Below are 14,749 nucleotides of genomic sequence, written 5' to 3' on the forward strand. Positions count from 1 at the left end.
TCTATCCATCGTTTTATTATATTCAATCATTCAAACATATTCCAAGCAAGAGGAGTTCCTCTCTCAATATCAGTTGCAGCTTTTCTTCCTAAAATATCATGATAATATTTGGGCTGTAACCCATAACCAGGCCTTATTACTCGAGTATTTTCTTCCGTTAATATTTCGCCTTTTTTTATACTTTGCGTAACAAAAATGGATTTACGGAATATAATACTACTCTTTTCACGTTCCGATAAACTATAGCTTACTTTTCCTATAGCTTTTTCTACTGTCCTTATATCTTCGACCATACTTTTGAACTCTTGCGGCTCCATAGAGAATGATGCATCAGGATTTTCGATCTTTCTACTCAGACAAAAATGCTTTTCTATTACATTAGCTCCCATCGCCACGGCTGCAACCGCTCCTATCGATCCCATCGAATGGTCCGATAAACCTGCCGGTACATTAAAGGTTTCTTTCAAATGCTGAATGGTTTTGAGATTCATCTCGGCCGAAACTGCCGGATATGCACTGGAACACTTTAACAAACAGATATTTTCATTTCCTTGTGACCGGACTGCAGCAACAGCCTCCTCTATTTCACCTAAAGAACCCATTCCTGTAGACATGATAATGGGTTTACCCTTTGCGGCAATATATTGGATTAAAGGAATATCCACTAGTTCAAAAGAAGCAATTTTATAAAAATCCACTTCCAATTCTTCCAAAAAATCCACCGCCGTCCGGTCAAACGGGGTGGACAAAAAATCAATTCCAATCTTATCCGCTTCCTGTTTTAACCTGCCTTGCCACTCCCATGGAGTATACGCTTTTTGATAGAGTTGATAAAGGGTTTCTCCCTCCCAAGTCCCTTTCTTAACTTGAAAATAATCATTATTACAATCAATGGTGATAGTGTCCGGGGTATATGTCTGCAGTTTGATACAATCGGCCCCACTTTCTTTAGCCGCGTGAATAATTTCAATCGCCCGGTTGATATCTCCGGCATGATTAGCCGACATTTCTGCGATAATGTAACAGGGAGAACCATCGCCGATCTCACGTTGTTTTACACATATATTACGATTCATAAGCTCCTCGCAAATTAAATCTTTTTTTGTTCAATATGAGCATTAATATTATTCAATTCCGGATGTATCTTTAATAGATCTATGATATCAGGCATATAAAAATCATGATTCGTCTTATACAAATACCGATAAATCTCTTTAATAAGCGTAAAATCTTCTTCGGTGTCCAAAGTCCAACGATACCGGGAATAATCATCTTTGTTTTTATAGTGGAAGGTCTTTAAACTATTTTCATAAATGTATGGAGTGACATGTTCACGATGATACTGCTTATCAGCATGGACGAATGCTTCTTTGAGTGCATCAAAACTGAATACTTCGGTATCCAGCCCTCTGGGATACGTTCGTTGAGTTAAATCGCTTCCGGCATTAGTTACAATAGTATACTCCCCGTGCTCTTTGAAAAAAGTTACAATTTCATCCGTGACATGAGGATCAATTAAAGGGCAATCGGAAGTAATACGCACAACAACATCAGCTTCATTTTCTGCTGCCGCTAAATAATAACGGGATAAAACGTCCTCTTCACTGCCTCTGAAACACTTTACACCGCACTTTTCAGTTTCTCTTACAATGATCTCATCCTGGTCAAGTATCGTTGTTGCAATAACAATCTCATCAATATTTTGGGCCTGCCGCACTCGCTCGATAACATGCTGCAGTACCGTCTTCCCGGCTATCATTTTTAATACTTTTCCCGGTAAGCGATTAGACCCCATTCTGGCTTGGATAATAGCGACTGTTTTCATAGCACTCCGGTTACCTCGCTAGTTTATTTTTCCTGAATTGCTGCTTGCTGCAATTTCTCCCTGCAGCATTTGAAACGAAGGGATCAGTCTATAGAGCATCAGATCCCCAACACTAACCCTATCCTGGCTTTCCAGTGCCGCCTGAAGCAAGGACAATTGCTCAATTATACTATCTTTAATTTCCACAAACTTTACAACATTGGAATATAACTCCGGATGCTCACTGACAATTTGTATTGAATCAATGATCAGTTGCAAACCGTCGAATAACTGAGCGAATTTTTCCCATGTATTCTGACTAATACCCTGATAAAATTCATCGGCCAGGATTTCAACTTCAGGAATAGCACGGGACAGGTACTCCTGAATAGAAACCAATGCTCCCTCCAGCATTTCCCTTAATGTTTTCATATTAACCACAATAGTACCAATACTATCTAAATTCGCCGTGATATATTGAATATAATCTTGATATACTTCCACACCATCAATTTCTAAAGAACCGATATGCTGCTTGGTTTCAGTTAAAATCTGGTTGACTTTATCAAATACATCCTCAACCGAGGAAACTTGGTTATCACACTCAAACACCTGATCCAGTATCTTAATTTGCATTCTCTTTCCCCCGTTTATATAGTTTGGACCATGATTAAATAAGTTTATTTTCTCTTAACATTGACGATAGTATTTGCCGGTTAACAGGAAGCACGTCATGAGAGCTATAACTTTTCTGCTGGGCCTTTACCGCCCCAGGATACGAAAACTCTCTTTGCAAGTAAGCATTGGGAACAATAAACATATCCGACAGTTCATAAGCATCTTTTGCCTCTTCTGCCGTCATCAATTCCTCGTACATCTTCTCGCCCGGCCGCAAACCAATTTCCTGTAATTCAATAGCATCCATACCGATATTTAACTCTTTCGCAGTCTCTTCTATGATTACCGCGGCAAGATCTTTTAAATTTACCACCGGCATTTTCAATATAAAGATTTCACCACCCTGAGCGGTTTTCATTGCCTTAACCGTCAACTCCGTTGCCTGCTGTAAAGTCATCATAAAACGGCTCATCTGTAAATCCGTAACGGTAATTTTGCGTTTTTCAGCAATCTGCATCTTGAATAAAGGAATAACTGACCCCCGCGAACCCATTACATTGCCAAAGCGCACCGCAGAAAAAATCGTTTGATGACGGCCGCTATTATACTGCGCTGAAGATATTAACCGTTCCGCCATAAGTTTGGACGCGCCATACGTATTTGTAGGAGCAATGGCTTTATCCGTACTGGTAAACACGACCTTTTTTACACCTGTATTCAACGCTGCCGTAATCACGTTTTGCGTACCGATGATATTGGTTTTTACCGCTTCGAACGGATTGTATTCACAAGCCGGGACGTGTTTCATTGCCGCTACATGAAAAACGTAATCAATATCTTCCATCGCCCGGACTACCCGGTCACAATCCCGGACATCACCGATTAAATAGCGTATATTATGACACTGGGAAAGCGCCTCGCGCAACTCAAACTGTTTATATTCGTCACGGCTGAAAATGCGAATAACTTCCGGATTTTCCTTTAAGATATATCTCAATAAACTTTGTCCGATTGTCCCTGTCCCACCGATAATTAGTACTTTTTTCCCTTTAAAAAAATTCAAATTAACCACCCGTCATCTTGCTTTTTTCTGTTGAATGTGCTGATTCATTAATTGAATTTTAGGGTTTTGTTGTAAATAGCGCGTAATATCATATAAGCTAAATGCAGGGTCGGCAGGGTACAATTCTTCGTAAATATTTTTTATAACTTGATAATCATCCTCAGAATCCAAAGTCAGCCGGTATTCCGGGTGACGCAGATAGTGAGGAGCTTCCACATTGGACAGCTTATACAGTTCAGGATGCTCATAAAAATATAAGGAAACATGTTCCCGCACCGAAGGATCGCTAATCGTTTGTTCAACCAGTCGCAAATCCCTGGTTCTAAATATTTCCACGCTAAAACCTAAAGGATATGTCCTAACAAGCTGATTGCCGACATAGTGAAGATACGGTTGTTCCAACATACGTTCAATAATCCGGTCCACTGTTTCACTATCAATTAGGGGACAATCACTGGTAATTTGAACAATAAAGTCCGTATCATGAGCTTCCGCAGCTTCCACCGTACGCTTAAGCACATCTTCCTCACTGCCCCGGTAATATTTTACGTTCTGGCTTTTTGCAGTCTCCACTACAATGTCATCCGTTTTATTCACAGTAGTAGCAATGACAATTTCGTTCAAATACCTTGATCTTTTCAGTCTTTCTATCAATCGCACCAATGCAGGTTTCCCGGCTAAATCCATTAACACTTTTCCGGGTAAGCGCGATGATGTCATGCGTGTAGCAACAATCGCATTAATTTTCATAACAAAACCTCCCTGATGAATCCGGCCACTCGTTCTGTTGAAAGTCCATCTACCCAAATCAGGTTATCCTGACTGTAAATGTTATTGTTATTCTGGGCGATCGTATCGCAGTCGAATAGAGCTTTTAACTCGTTATACGAATGAATTAACTTTGTTAAACCCAGTTTATTGGTGATACACATATCCGCTTTACATAAATTTGGTTGATAGCTTATTGACGGTATCCCCATCAATACGGCGTGCAGTAAACCCATTGTATTCATACCAATAATTACATCATGAGCTGATATAAGCTCGGTTATATTCCCCTGTACAGCAAAATTGGAATATTGTTGTTGAAAGTCAGCATTATCTTTGGGATGGAACTTAATATGAAAAATATAATTGTCATGACTGCAAAACATCCGAAGACAATCCTCTATGACCTGTTGTTCCGTATACCCCAAATCACTTCCATATAAATTGGACAACGGCTGGGAAAGAAACAATATTTTTTTTCTTGCTTCAGCTAGATTGCTTCGTTTTCGCGGTAAAATAACATATTGATCCAGTCCAGGATGTCCCAATACTTTGATAATTCCGGACGGCACACCCGCCTGAACAGCCTCCCTGGCCGCAATGCTATCCATAACAACATAATAATCCGGATAAATGAGCTGCCCTAATTCATTTTTAAACCGAGTCTGATAATTAGTCCAATAGTCCAAAATTGAAATTGTAGGTACCTTAGCTGCTTTACAAGCCGCTATCATCTGCAATTCAAAATCATTACCCCAACTGGTTCCCGTAACCAGCCCCAGTAAACTTTCAGTATGTAACAAAGAATGAAGTTTCTGTATTACCTCAGCTTCGGAGGCACTATACAAAGCATCATGCCTCGCTGCCGGACCTACACAATAAAAATTAAGTGCTACCGATTGCTGCAACTTTTGCACCACGGGTAAAATTACATCATAACCTCCGGGATCATGAGCAAGAAATATTATTTTTTTCATACTTTTTTAATTCTTTCCGTTCATGCCAAACCTTTTCGATCACTGTTAGGAAATCATCGATATCCTTCGCTGTATAGGGCACACGGCAAATATCAGCGGTCAATAATTTTTCACCATACAATTCCTCCACTACCGGACAAATTCCTTTTTGGTAGATTTGTACAGGATCGCTGATAAATGAAAACGGATACTGGGTATGATTATAGACTTTTTTATGTTGATACATTTTTAATAAGTAAAGAGGTTTAACATAGCCTTCACCAAGTGGAAATCCTTCTGCTTTCATAGCGGAAGCAAAGGTAGCACGGCTTATTTCCCATACCGTTTGATCAAATTGAATTGGATAAACATAATAAGAATGGGTATATCCCTCAGGCACCACAACACCTTGCAATCCGTCAATTGCAGCCAGCCCATTAGTCACTTGTTCGGCTAACCTGCGGCGCATAGTCAAAAAGCCGTCCAGCTTTTTTAACTGCTCTATACCGACAGCCGCATGCAGCTCAGTCATACGGTAATTCGATCCTAATACCACAGTGTTTTCATCATCCAGGTCATCTACAGCCACTTCACCATGATTTCGGATTAACTGACAACGATAGGCCAGCTTTTCATTATCTGTTAAAATCATACCGCCTTCACCACTGTGAATGACTTTATGATAGTTTAGGCTGAATATGCCGAGATCACCAATGGTTCCTGCCTGTTTGCCATCTATTGTTGCACCTGGCGCCTGAGCGTTGTCTTCAATTACATATAAACCATGCTGTTTGGCAATCTTCACAATTTCGGGTACATTTCCCGGCAAACCGAATAAATTGGTCACAATAATGGCTTTTGTCCGCGGTGTCAGCCATTTTTTGATTTCATTAGGATTTAACGTATAGGTATCTTCACAAATATCAACAAAGACAGGCACGGCATTATTCATTAAAATAGCGCTGGCGGTAGCCGACATAGTGTACGGAGTAACCAGCACTTCATCTCCCGGTCCGATTTCACAGGCCGCTACGGCCGTATGCAGCGCCGTCGTTGCCGAATTAACGGATATTCCGTATTTTGCGCCAAATTTATCAGCAAACATCTGCTCAATTTTCTGGACCCTGGGACCGCCTAAGAAGCCTGCTCCTGCCCGCCCGAGAAAAGCCGATAAATTGCCTGACTCCATTACTTCAGCAACAGCTTTCTTTTCCTCTTCACCCATGGTATTTGTCCAGGGTATAGCCTTGTCCCTGACCGGGGTCCCTCCCAGTAAAGCCAAATTACTCATCATGCATCCACTCTTTCCTTCGAACAATGATTGTTATAAGATCTCAGTAGCGCTTCAGCCACATATAGCGGATAAATGCCGTCATCAACCGTACAGACCGGCTGTTCAATCCCATCCAGCACTTTGGCGAGGTGACTGATGGCATTTCCCAAATTTGCTTCCGACAAAAGCTTTTGTTCCTGCCGTTCTAAATACAAATTTTTAAAACCGGAAAACAAATGGTGTTCTTTTACTTCATAATAAAAAACATCATCACCGCTATTCCGTATCTCGATTTTTCCCTGTGAAAAATATAAATCCATTTCAAACAGATAATACTGCTCATCATCAAAGGCTTGGGCAAAGCCTGATACCTGTTTGTCCGTTTGAAAGGTAAAAGTAAAGGACGGATCGCCATCTCGCTCCGCTGATGTTCTCACCTTCTCCAGCACTTGAACTTGGCCTATGGTTCCGGCCCACCAGCGAATCAAGTCAAAGAAATGCGCTCCGGTATTGAAAATCCCTCTTGTATAACGGATATGCATGGTCTGCAGTTCGCCATACCGACCATTTTCTATTTGCTCACTGATCCGGCGCATTCCACTGTTCCAGCGGCGGGATAAATTCGGAATAAGTAAAGGACCGCCAAATCCAATTTGCTGTTTTAGTACAATCGCCTCCGCAACCGAACCAACCAGTGGTTTCTCACAAAAGATGATTTTAAGCTTTGCAGTCTTTAAAATATGTTGTATCTCCGATAAGTGCTGGGCCGGAGGAGTACAAATACTGATCACATCAATCGAACACTCTTGTAAGAGCTTCTCCATGTTTTGATAGAAGACCGTTCGCGGCACCATTTGTTTTAGGGCCTGTTCCTGTTCTCTTCGCGTATCGGCTGCGGCGGCCAAGTCAAACTGCGGGTGCTGCTGGTAAGCCAAGGTATGCGAAGAAGGCTTTTCTCTTTTCGGATCAAAATCATAGGTCAAACCAATTCTCCCTAAACCAATAACTGCCGCACTATAATGTCCCATAAAACTACGCCTCCACTTTTCCCCCCTGCTGCCATTCTGAACGTAGCAAACTTAAATTAACGCAATCATGGTATTCACCATCACAGAAATAAGCTTGCCTCGCGATACCCTCCCGGATAAATCCCGCCTTTTCAAACGCCCGTATGGAACCGATATTGGCTGCAACAGCCCCGGCAGCCAGGCGGTTTAGATTCAACCGGTTAAAACAATGCTGAGAAAGCAACGAAATGCTCTCAGCCGCATAACCTTTCCCCCAGCAACTCTTTTCGCCAATCATAACGCCTATTTCCGCGGAACGGAAGAAATAATTAACGGCATGTAAACCAATATTGCCAATATGGCTGTCTTCTTCTTTTAATACTATGGCAAAAACCACATCGGTTTTGCTCACTGTCTGACTGCTATAAAAAGCTCTCATGGACTCAGAACTATTAGGGAAAATACCATGGCGCATCCATTTAGTAACCGTTTGATCATTCAACCATTGAAAATAATTACCCTCAAGGTCTTTTTCTTCAATTCGCCGTAAATAAAGGCGGTCAGAAACTAAGAAAGGATGGCGCACGGTTTCTCCTCCTCTTGTTCGTCTGTAATCTGTTGCCGTTTCTGTTCCAGAATACCTTTGGCATTGTTGTATTCTTTTACAATCAAATCAATGCTGTTGACTATGACAAACATCAAATTATGTTGTAAGAAACGGTTGCGCTGCACATTTTCCTGTGTTAACGCATTACCGATCTTTTTCACATGCATAATGGTAGGAATAATCATAGGGGCAAAGTAAGCTTCAATCCCATTCGCATCAACGATTTTTCGAATAATCTTATCACCCTGCTGCATTTTAATAATCATTTTCTCTAATTGCTTGTCGGTACATGGCTTTACTAACTGTTGTTCCATTCTTATCAACATTTTCATATGTTCCAGCGCCAATTTTTGTACACGCTTTAATAAAGTCAGATCACGGTTCAGTATATTAATCACGTTACCATACTTTTGCAGCCGTTCTGCTTCATTCACTGTCTTATCCGGCAAATAATCCACCATTCTTTTTCCTATGGAAGTACGGCAGTATTTGTCAATAACCTCCTGCAGTGTCATAAGGACAGTACCTTTTATATACGCACCGCCTTCGGTCGCATCAATGACCTGCAAATCGGGATAACTGGCAACCTGCATTTCATACCATTCTTTAAACATCTTATATACAATATGTGATTTCAGCAAATTTCCCTCATGATCCTCCAGATACACCCCTTCGGTCGAATCACGATCGTCATTTTCCCCCTCATGTTCGGTATGGGTCAAATCGCTATGCTTTTTACCGCTGGTATAGGCTAAATCCTGGCCGATTAATACAATGGGGTTGCAGCCGGCCTCCCGGGCAACGGTAAAAGCCACCGTAGCACAGGAATGACCCAGTCCGACAAATTTAAACTGTTTAAATGTGTCCAGCCATATTTTTTCAAAGCCGCAATTATTGCGCGACATGATAATGGTTTTTCCCTCATATTCATCATAAATATTGGGCCAGAGAGAGCCGGGCCCCACCAGCACCAAATCCTCGGGAAACTTCCGGTCTTTGTAATAAAAAGTATAAGTTGGCTCGTCCCGTTCAATGCTTGCTACGGCATCGGGCCGGACCCCGTTTTGCTCACAGGCCCGCATGCTGGCATCGCAGGCGATGATCAGTGCCTTGCCATTCGCCTTTTTTAGTTGCCGGATATTTTTATCCAAGGATGGTCCCGCAGCCACAATAACAGCCGGAACATCCTTGTATTTTCCTCTTATATCCTCAATCGAATGGGCTTTCATAATGGCATCCGTATTGTGACACATATTGCCAAAGCCGACAAACTGGTCTGTTAAATCATTGCCGAATGACATCACCGTATTTAGCATACTCTTAGAAATTTGGCGCAGTATCGCCTTGTTTTTTTCGGCATAAATATGGTAATTGGGCAAAACCATTACCTGGGTATTATGGAGTAAATTATGGAAATTAAATTGTGGCAGAACCAGCGCCATTTTGGCGATCTGTTGTTCATCGCCCAGCAGCAACACAAACTGCCCGTCCTTAAAAACTTCAGTCAAATCCACATAGTTTAAAGTATATTTAGCCACATCCAGATTATGCTCCACAACCACCACTCTTGTCCCCGGAGAAATTCTCTCTTTCAGCTCAAATAAATGAAATCCCAATCCCAGGCCGAAAACAACGACCAAATAATCCCTTTCCTTTTCAATATCCCTCACCAGCCGTTTTGCTTCCATCACCGGGTCATAACTACTGTGCAGCAAGTACTTTTTTCCATCATGCTGAAAATACACATTCCGCTGGTCATTTGCCGCAACTTCTTCGTAAATGCCGTCCCCGATTTTAGTAAAATCGATTTGGTTTAATTCCGCTAATACAAAAAAGCTATGCTGGCCAATTGCTTCCAGATTGCTTCGTAATATTTCACTGCTCATATATTTGCTCCTCATACATTTTGTCAAAAACTCATTTTCTTCCCATGCCAAAAAGCTTCACTTATTCAGAATCGAACAGCATGTGAAACTCTTTGAAATAGGAAAACTATTATGTAATATTGTAAAATGGCTGACCGGTTAAGATCAGCCATTTTATCAGTTGTATTAGGAATACAATTAACGGAGTAACTGCAGAACGCCCTGCGGCTGTTGATTGGCTTGAGCCAACATTGCCTGAGCAGCCTGTTGCAAAATGTTGTTCTTCTGGAAGTTCATCATTTCTTTAGCCATATCTACATCACGAATGCGGGATTCAGCAGCAGTCAAGTTTTCTGAAGAAGCACCCAAGTTATTAATGGTGTGTTCCAACCTATTTTGGTATGCACCTAGTTTAGAACGTTCAGTAGATACTTTTTCTAATGCATTATTTACCAGGTAGATCGCACCATCAGCATTTTTCTGATCGGTAATATCCAATGCATTACCTTTTGAATCGCGAACCCCAAGAGCAGTAGAATCCATAGCGTTAATGCCAATCTTCAATACTTGACCGGCGTTAGCACCGATTTGAGCAGTAACGGCATTATTACCATTGGTAGCAAGAGCACCCGACTGTATCGAAATAGTAATAGTATCCCCTGCTTTAAGCTTCGTAGCATTAGAAATATTATAGGTAAGCGTCAAACCACCGGCAGTGACTGTCTGTACACTAAGTACAATCTTACCACTAGATATAATAATTTTAGATGCAGATACATTACCCAAAACAGAAGTTTTAGAAATCACAGCCGCCGAAATACCCGAAGAAATTTTCGACGAACTAACAATGTTGACATGAATAACATCAGTTTTACCGTTAGTAGACAATTTTGCATTACTAGTTAGAAGATTTACTGATCCATTGGCAAAAGTCGATTCCGTCGCTCCCGACCCTTTGATCATATCAGTAGAACCCTTGAGATCACCATTTAACAACTTTTTAGTGTTGAATTCAGTAGTACCGGCAATACGGTCAATTTCACTGGTCAACTGGTTCATTTCGTCCTGCAGAGCTTGTCTGTCGCTTACGGAGTTGGTGTCATTGGCAGCCTGTACGGAAAGTTCACGCATACGTTGCAGGATGCTGTGAGTTTCGTTCAGCGCGCCTTCAGCAGTCTGGATTAAAGAGATGCTGTCCTGCGAGTTGCGGGTTGCCTGATCCAAGCCGCGGATCTGACCTCTCATTTTTTCGGAAATTGCCAAGCCGGCAGCGTCGTCACCAGCGCGGTTGATACGAAGACCGGAAGACAGTTTTTCCAAAGATTTGCTGGCGGCGCTGTTGTTAGCCGACAGACGGTTGTACGTGTTGATAGCCGACATATTGTGGTTGATAATCATGTTGATATTCCTCCCTGATTTTTTAACTCCCGGCATCCATGCCTGGGATTATTTGCAACAGTGGTTTCCCCGGCCGGAATAAAACCCCTGCTGTTTTACTACGTTAATAATATCGTGTAGTTTTTTGCGGAACTTAATAGTTTTTTGGAAATTTCTTTGAAATTTCTTTGAAAAAAATAGAAACTAGCTACTTTTACACCCTTGCACAAAAAATCAGTCTATGTAGTTAGATTCTACATAGACTATCAAAGATATTTTCATAAAAATTATATTTTGACTTTATCAATACCGATGAAATATTTTTGCAGATTTCTCCAAATTTTGTTTACCGTCAGCTTTGCCTGTCCATCCGGTAACCGACGCCCGGGGCAAAGACGCCGTCATAGGCATTGGATACCTGGTTTTGCCGGACCGTCACATTCTTCCACAGCTTCATCTGTTCTTCAATGGCCTTGTTATTCTGCAGAATATCCTGAAAATGCTGCTTTCCCTCGCCGGTCAAGGCATAGCTTGTATCCTGGACTGAAGAAATCTTGGCCTGCAGCTTTTCCCGCTGTTCGACTAATTCCAAAACCATGTCCAGATTTTTTTTACGAATAAATTTTAGAATCTCCTGCGTCAGAAACAGATAATCCGCCCACAGCTTGTTCATGTCCTCTGATTGTTCCACGGTCATGACGATTTCATCATCGCTTTCTCTTCCCGAGCCTTCTTCATCGCCTGGTACCAGGTATCCCGCAGCTGCACCAGCATATCTTTCGCTTCTTTCAGCTTGCCGGCATCTTTTTTAAGGTTCCCCTGCACCAGGCAATACTCTATATAATCGTACAACTGCATCCAATTGTGCGATATTTCATAATCCATGTCGAGTGTCGCCATAAATTCCCGTACAATTTTCTGCGTTTTGATGTTGGTATTATGCGATTTCTCAAAATCCCTGGCTTCCAGTGCCAGCATACTTTCGGTAACAAAGCGGATGGCTCCGTTATAGAGCATCAAAGTCAGTTCTTCCGGCGACGCAGTCATAACTTGTTGCATTTTGTAGGTGGCGGCACTATTCGCAGCATCCATACCTATAGCCTCCTAAAATATTGTATTTAGCGGTTACCGGTACCTTAACTGGAGAACTGCTGTGCCAGCCAACTGCTTTGCTGACTCAGCTTCGACAAGGCGAGCTCCATGGCATTAAACTGAGCGTAGTAGCGGTCTTCCATGTCGTTCAGGCGCTCGTTAAGGGCATAAAGCCGGTCGGCATAATCCCCGATTTCTTTTCCTAAGGTGCTGGTGGTATCTTCTTTAGGCGTAGTTCCGGCAATCTCTTTCAAGTTCTCACTGGCGGTATTTAAAGAATCATACAGCCGGACCGCAATTCCCTGCTGGCTGTAGGAATCGCCTGTTCTGCCGAATATCTTGTTAACAATCTCCGGATCTTCCTCCAACGCCTTACGCAATTCGGTTTCATTCAGATACAGCTTACCATTTTCGGAATAATCCCCGGTCGTAATACCAATGCTGGAAGCGGTTTTATAATCGCCGCTGAGTCCCGAAACCGGCGAAGCGATACTGGAACGCATGCTGTTGATCAGGCTTGTCAATGTACTGTCCCGGCGCAATAACCCGCTGCGGGCAAAGGCCTGCCATTTCTCAATATCACTGTCTTCCATTGCCGCTTTCTGATCATCGGTCAGCGGCAGATAATCCCGGTAATACTTCTCGTTCACCTTACCGTTCAGCTCGCTGAGTATTTTGTTATACGATTCGACAAACGACTTTACGGCAGATATGGTTGCATCAATGTCGCCTGCCACCGTAACATTCGTTTCGCCTTCTTTTTTGAGATTGTAAGTAACTCCGGCAACCGTAAAGGTGTTGGAGGTTTGTTCAAGGGTTATGCCGTCAATCTGAACCGCCGCATTAGCCCCCTTGGTAAAATTGGCAGCCGCATTGCTCGTGCTTAAATTATTGGCATCGGCACCTAACTTTAACTTGTTGACCAGCAGGTGTGCGCCTGTACCCGCAGCATCCGACGAATTTAACGTAATCTGAGTGTCCACTCCTGTTTTCGTGGCGGAAAGGAAAAACCGGTCCAAATTACTGTCGTAGGTGGCTTTTACATTCAAGCCCAGCTTATTAATATCACTGACCAAGTCATAGATACTCTTGTCAGTCGTATCATAATCGCTTAAGCTCTTCGTTGTTGTGCCGTCACTAATTTCCAGATTAATCACTCCGGTAATGCCTAAATGATCGGCTAAGGTGGCTTTGCTGGTTGATCCGTCCGAAATAGCCCCACTGCTGGTCATACTGGCACTTTGCGCGATGGCGGTAACCTTAACATTGTGATTAAAGGTAGCCGCATCGGCATTGGCTTTGGCAGTCAATACACTGTCATTCGTTGCTTCCGCCTTTTTGGGCATTAGGGTACCCTCTAGTTTATAGTTAAAAACCGTATTATCGCGAAAACTGTTAATATCAGTATAGATTGTGTTGTAGTCTTCTTTTTTCCATTCTATCTGCGTTTTTTTCTGCGCTAAGGTATTATATCTCGTCCTCTGCGCTTCCATTATATTTTTTACCATTTGATCGACGTCAATACCCGATCCGCTTAATCCATATGTACGCATAACCATGTTATTACCCTCCTATTCCTGCTTTACAAGTTTTTACGCTTTTTTATCAAGCAACGTCCCGATATATTCGCTGATATTGGCCATTACATCCAGCATCTCATGGGGCGGCATTTCTTTCAATATGTTGCCGTCCATATCAACCACTTCCACCATCAGTGTATTCGTACGCTCATGGAGAGCAAACTGAATATTCGAATGCATCATCCGGAAGAATTTATTGAATTGATAATTGATCTCCGACAAATCTTCCAGCGTCAATTCTTTGTCCTCAGCATACAAGCCCTGGATGGTAACCTCCGCAGCCTCTCCCAAACGGCCTGCCCATCCCGGAATGTCCTTCCCGTTTTTTGCGGCCGTATCTTGTTTCGGCAAATCAGCCCCCTTGCCAACACCATTGACCGTAGCAATCGAATATATCCCCATTTAGTTTACCCTCCTTAGATTCAAATTGTCTTTGAAATTGTCGTCAAATACACTGCGGTAATGACTGTCTTTATTTTACCTCCGGCAGTTTCAGCTTAGAAGCTTTGGTTTGTCCCTTAACCTGCAGCAAACTGTCCAGGGCGTCCGGCACAATATTGGTTGCCGCCTGCTTGTTTTCTTCCACAATGGCTTCAAATATTTCGCCGCGATAAATTTTCACCTGTTTCGGGGCATGCAGTGCCAGCCTGACACTATCACCTTTTATTTCAGCGACAGTGACTTCAATATTGTCGCCGATCACGATTTTTTCACCGGCTTTACGCGTAAGCACCAGCAT

General features: G+C 42.3%; 16 protein-coding genes. All 16 read right to left on the reverse strand.

Features of this window, described 5'->3' with window-relative positions; genetic code table 11:
- Positions 1-26 precede the first annotated feature (26 nt).
- The 16 genes from pseI to csrA all read right to left on the reverse strand — a co-directional run bounded on the left by pseI (position 27) and on the right by csrA (position 14,749).
- Complete coding sequence (pseI, locus tag P22_RS02455) at positions 27-1,076, reverse strand: pseudaminic acid synthase (protein WP_054258621.1); 1,050 nt, start codon at positions 1,074-1,076, stop codon at positions 27-29.
- Positions 1,077-1,090: 14 nt separating this feature from the next.
- Complete coding sequence (locus P22_RS02460) at positions 1,091-1,825, reverse strand: cytidylyltransferase domain-containing protein (protein WP_054258622.1); 735 nt, start codon at positions 1,823-1,825, stop codon at positions 1,091-1,093.
- 18 nt (positions 1,826-1,843) lie between these two features.
- Positions 1,844-2,440 carry a hypothetical protein gene (locus tag P22_RS02465; protein WP_054258623.1) on the reverse strand — a complete coding sequence of 199 codons (597 nt, stop codon included), beginning with the start codon at positions 2,438-2,440 and terminating at the stop codon, positions 1,844-1,846.
- 34 nt (positions 2,441-2,474) lie between these two features.
- Positions 2,475-3,485 (reverse strand): UDP-N-acetylglucosamine 4,6-dehydratase family protein, encoded by a 1,011-nt coding sequence (locus tag P22_RS02470; protein WP_054258624.1) that lies wholly within the window; start codon positions 3,483-3,485, stop codon positions 2,475-2,477.
- Between the two features lie 12 nt (positions 3,486-3,497).
- On the reverse strand, positions 3,498-4,235 hold the full coding sequence (locus P22_RS02475) for a cytidylyltransferase domain-containing protein (protein ID WP_054258625.1): 738 nt from the start codon (positions 4,233-4,235) through the stop codon (positions 3,498-3,500).
- On the reverse strand, positions 4,232-5,230 hold the full coding sequence (locus P22_RS02480) for a glycosyltransferase family protein (protein WP_054258626.1): 999 nt from the start codon (positions 5,228-5,230) through the stop codon (positions 4,232-4,234). The genes P22_RS02475 and P22_RS02480 overlap by 4 nt, the downstream gene beginning before the upstream one ends.
- A complete protein-coding gene (locus tag P22_RS02485; protein ID WP_082378372.1) occupies positions 5,202-6,503 on the reverse strand; it encodes a DegT/DnrJ/EryC1/StrS family aminotransferase in 1,302 nt (433 codons plus the stop codon). Before P22_RS02485 ends, P22_RS02480 begins: the two co-directional genes overlap by 29 nt.
- Complete coding sequence (locus P22_RS02490; protein ID WP_054258628.1) at positions 6,500-7,510, reverse strand: Gfo/Idh/MocA family protein; 1,011 nt, start codon at positions 7,508-7,510, stop codon at positions 6,500-6,502. Before P22_RS02490 ends, P22_RS02485 begins: the two co-directional genes overlap by 4 nt.
- Positions 7,511-7,514: 4 nt before the next feature.
- Positions 7,515-8,075 carry a GNAT family N-acetyltransferase gene (locus tag P22_RS02495; protein ID WP_054258629.1) on the reverse strand — a complete coding sequence of 187 codons (561 nt, stop codon included), beginning with the start codon at positions 8,073-8,075 and terminating at the stop codon, positions 7,515-7,517.
- Positions 8,057-9,982: a motility associated factor glycosyltransferase family protein gene (locus P22_RS02500; RefSeq protein WP_054258630.1), complete on the reverse strand. Its 1,926-nt coding sequence runs from the start codon at positions 9,980-9,982 to the stop codon at positions 8,057-8,059. The genes P22_RS02495 and P22_RS02500 overlap by 19 nt, the downstream gene beginning before the upstream one ends.
- 177 nt (positions 9,983-10,159) lie before the next feature.
- The gene (locus P22_RS21435; RefSeq protein ID WP_054258631.1) at positions 10,160-11,359 is read right to left on the reverse strand and encodes a flagellin N-terminal helical domain-containing protein; all 1,200 of its coding nucleotides are present in this window, start codon (positions 11,357-11,359) and stop codon (positions 10,160-10,162) included.
- Positions 11,360-11,690: 331 nt separating this feature from the next.
- Entirely contained in the window at positions 11,691-12,035 is a 345-nt protein-coding gene (locus P22_RS02510) for a flagellar protein FliT (RefSeq protein ID WP_054258632.1), read from the reverse strand.
- Positions 12,032-12,430 carry a flagellar export chaperone FliS gene (fliS, locus tag P22_RS02515; RefSeq protein WP_054258633.1) on the reverse strand — a complete coding sequence of 133 codons (399 nt, stop codon included), beginning with the start codon at positions 12,428-12,430 and terminating at the stop codon, positions 12,032-12,034. The genes P22_RS02510 and fliS overlap by 4 nt, the downstream gene beginning before the upstream one ends.
- A 44-nt stretch (positions 12,431-12,474) precedes the next feature.
- Complete coding sequence (gene fliD, locus P22_RS02520; RefSeq protein WP_054258634.1) at positions 12,475-13,989, reverse strand: flagellar filament capping protein FliD; 1,515 nt, start codon at positions 13,987-13,989, stop codon at positions 12,475-12,477.
- A gap of 33 nt (positions 13,990-14,022) precedes the next feature.
- Positions 14,023-14,412, reverse strand: coding sequence for a flagellar protein FlaG (locus P22_RS02525; RefSeq protein WP_054258635.1), 390 nt, complete (start codon positions 14,410-14,412; stop codon positions 14,023-14,025).
- A gap of 70 nt (positions 14,413-14,482) precedes the next feature.
- The gene (gene csrA / locus P22_RS02530; protein WP_054258636.1) at positions 14,483-14,749 is read right to left on the reverse strand and encodes a carbon storage regulator CsrA; all 267 of its coding nucleotides are present in this window, start codon (positions 14,747-14,749) and stop codon (positions 14,483-14,485) included.

The sequence above is a fragment of the Propionispora sp. 2/2-37 genome (genome assembly GCF_001298735.1).
GTDB lineage: Bacteria > Bacillota > Negativicutes > Propionisporales > Propionisporaceae > Propionispora.

Bases quoted from the DNA above. Each gene is read 5' to 3' on its own strand.
- P22_RS02500 (WP_054258630.1), bottom strand. From the start codon at position 9,982: ATGAGCAGTGAAATATTACGAAGCAATCTGGAAGCAATTGGCCAGCAT.
- fliS (WP_054258633.1), bottom strand. From the start codon at position 12,430: ATGGATGCTGCGAATAGTGCCGCCACCTACAAAATGCAACAAGTTATG.
- P22_RS02485 (WP_082378372.1), bottom strand. From the start codon at position 6,503: ATGATGAGTAATTTGGCTTTACTGGGAGGGACCCCGGTCAGGGACAAG.
- P22_RS02480 (WP_054258626.1), bottom strand. From the start codon at position 5,230: ATGAAAAAAATAATATTTCTTGCTCATGATCCCGGAGGTTATGATGTA.
- csrA (WP_054258636.1), bottom strand. From the start codon at position 14,749: ATGCTGGTGCTTACGCGTAAAGCCGGTGAAAAAATCGTGATCGGCGAC.
- P22_RS02460 (WP_054258622.1), bottom strand. From the start codon at position 1,825: ATGAAAACAGTCGCTATTATCCAAGCCAGAATGGGGTCTAATCGCTTA.
- pseI (WP_054258621.1), bottom strand. From the start codon at position 1,076: ATGAATCGTAATATATGTGTAAAACAACGTGAGATCGGCGATGGTTCT.
- P22_RS21435 (WP_054258631.1), bottom strand. From the start codon at position 11,359: ATGATTATCAACCACAATATGTCGGCTATCAACACGTACAACCGTCTG.
- P22_RS02490 (WP_054258628.1), bottom strand. From the start codon at position 7,510: ATGGGACATTATAGTGCGGCAGTTATTGGTTTAGGGAGAATTGGTTTG.
- fliD (WP_054258634.1), bottom strand. From the start codon at position 13,989: ATGGTTATGCGTACATATGGATTAAGCGGATCGGGTATTGACGTCGAT.
- P22_RS02465 (WP_054258623.1), bottom strand. From the start codon at position 2,440: ATGCAAATTAAGATACTGGATCAGGTGTTTGAGTGTGATAACCAAGTT.
- P22_RS02510 (WP_054258632.1), bottom strand. From the start codon at position 12,035: ATGACCGTGGAACAATCAGAGGACATGAACAAGCTGTGGGCGGATTAT.
- P22_RS02475 (WP_054258625.1), bottom strand. From the start codon at position 4,235: ATGAAAATTAATGCGATTGTTGCTACACGCATGACATCATCGCGCTTA.
- P22_RS02525 (WP_054258635.1), bottom strand. From the start codon at position 14,412: ATGGGGATATATTCGATTGCTACGGTCAATGGTGTTGGCAAGGGGGCT.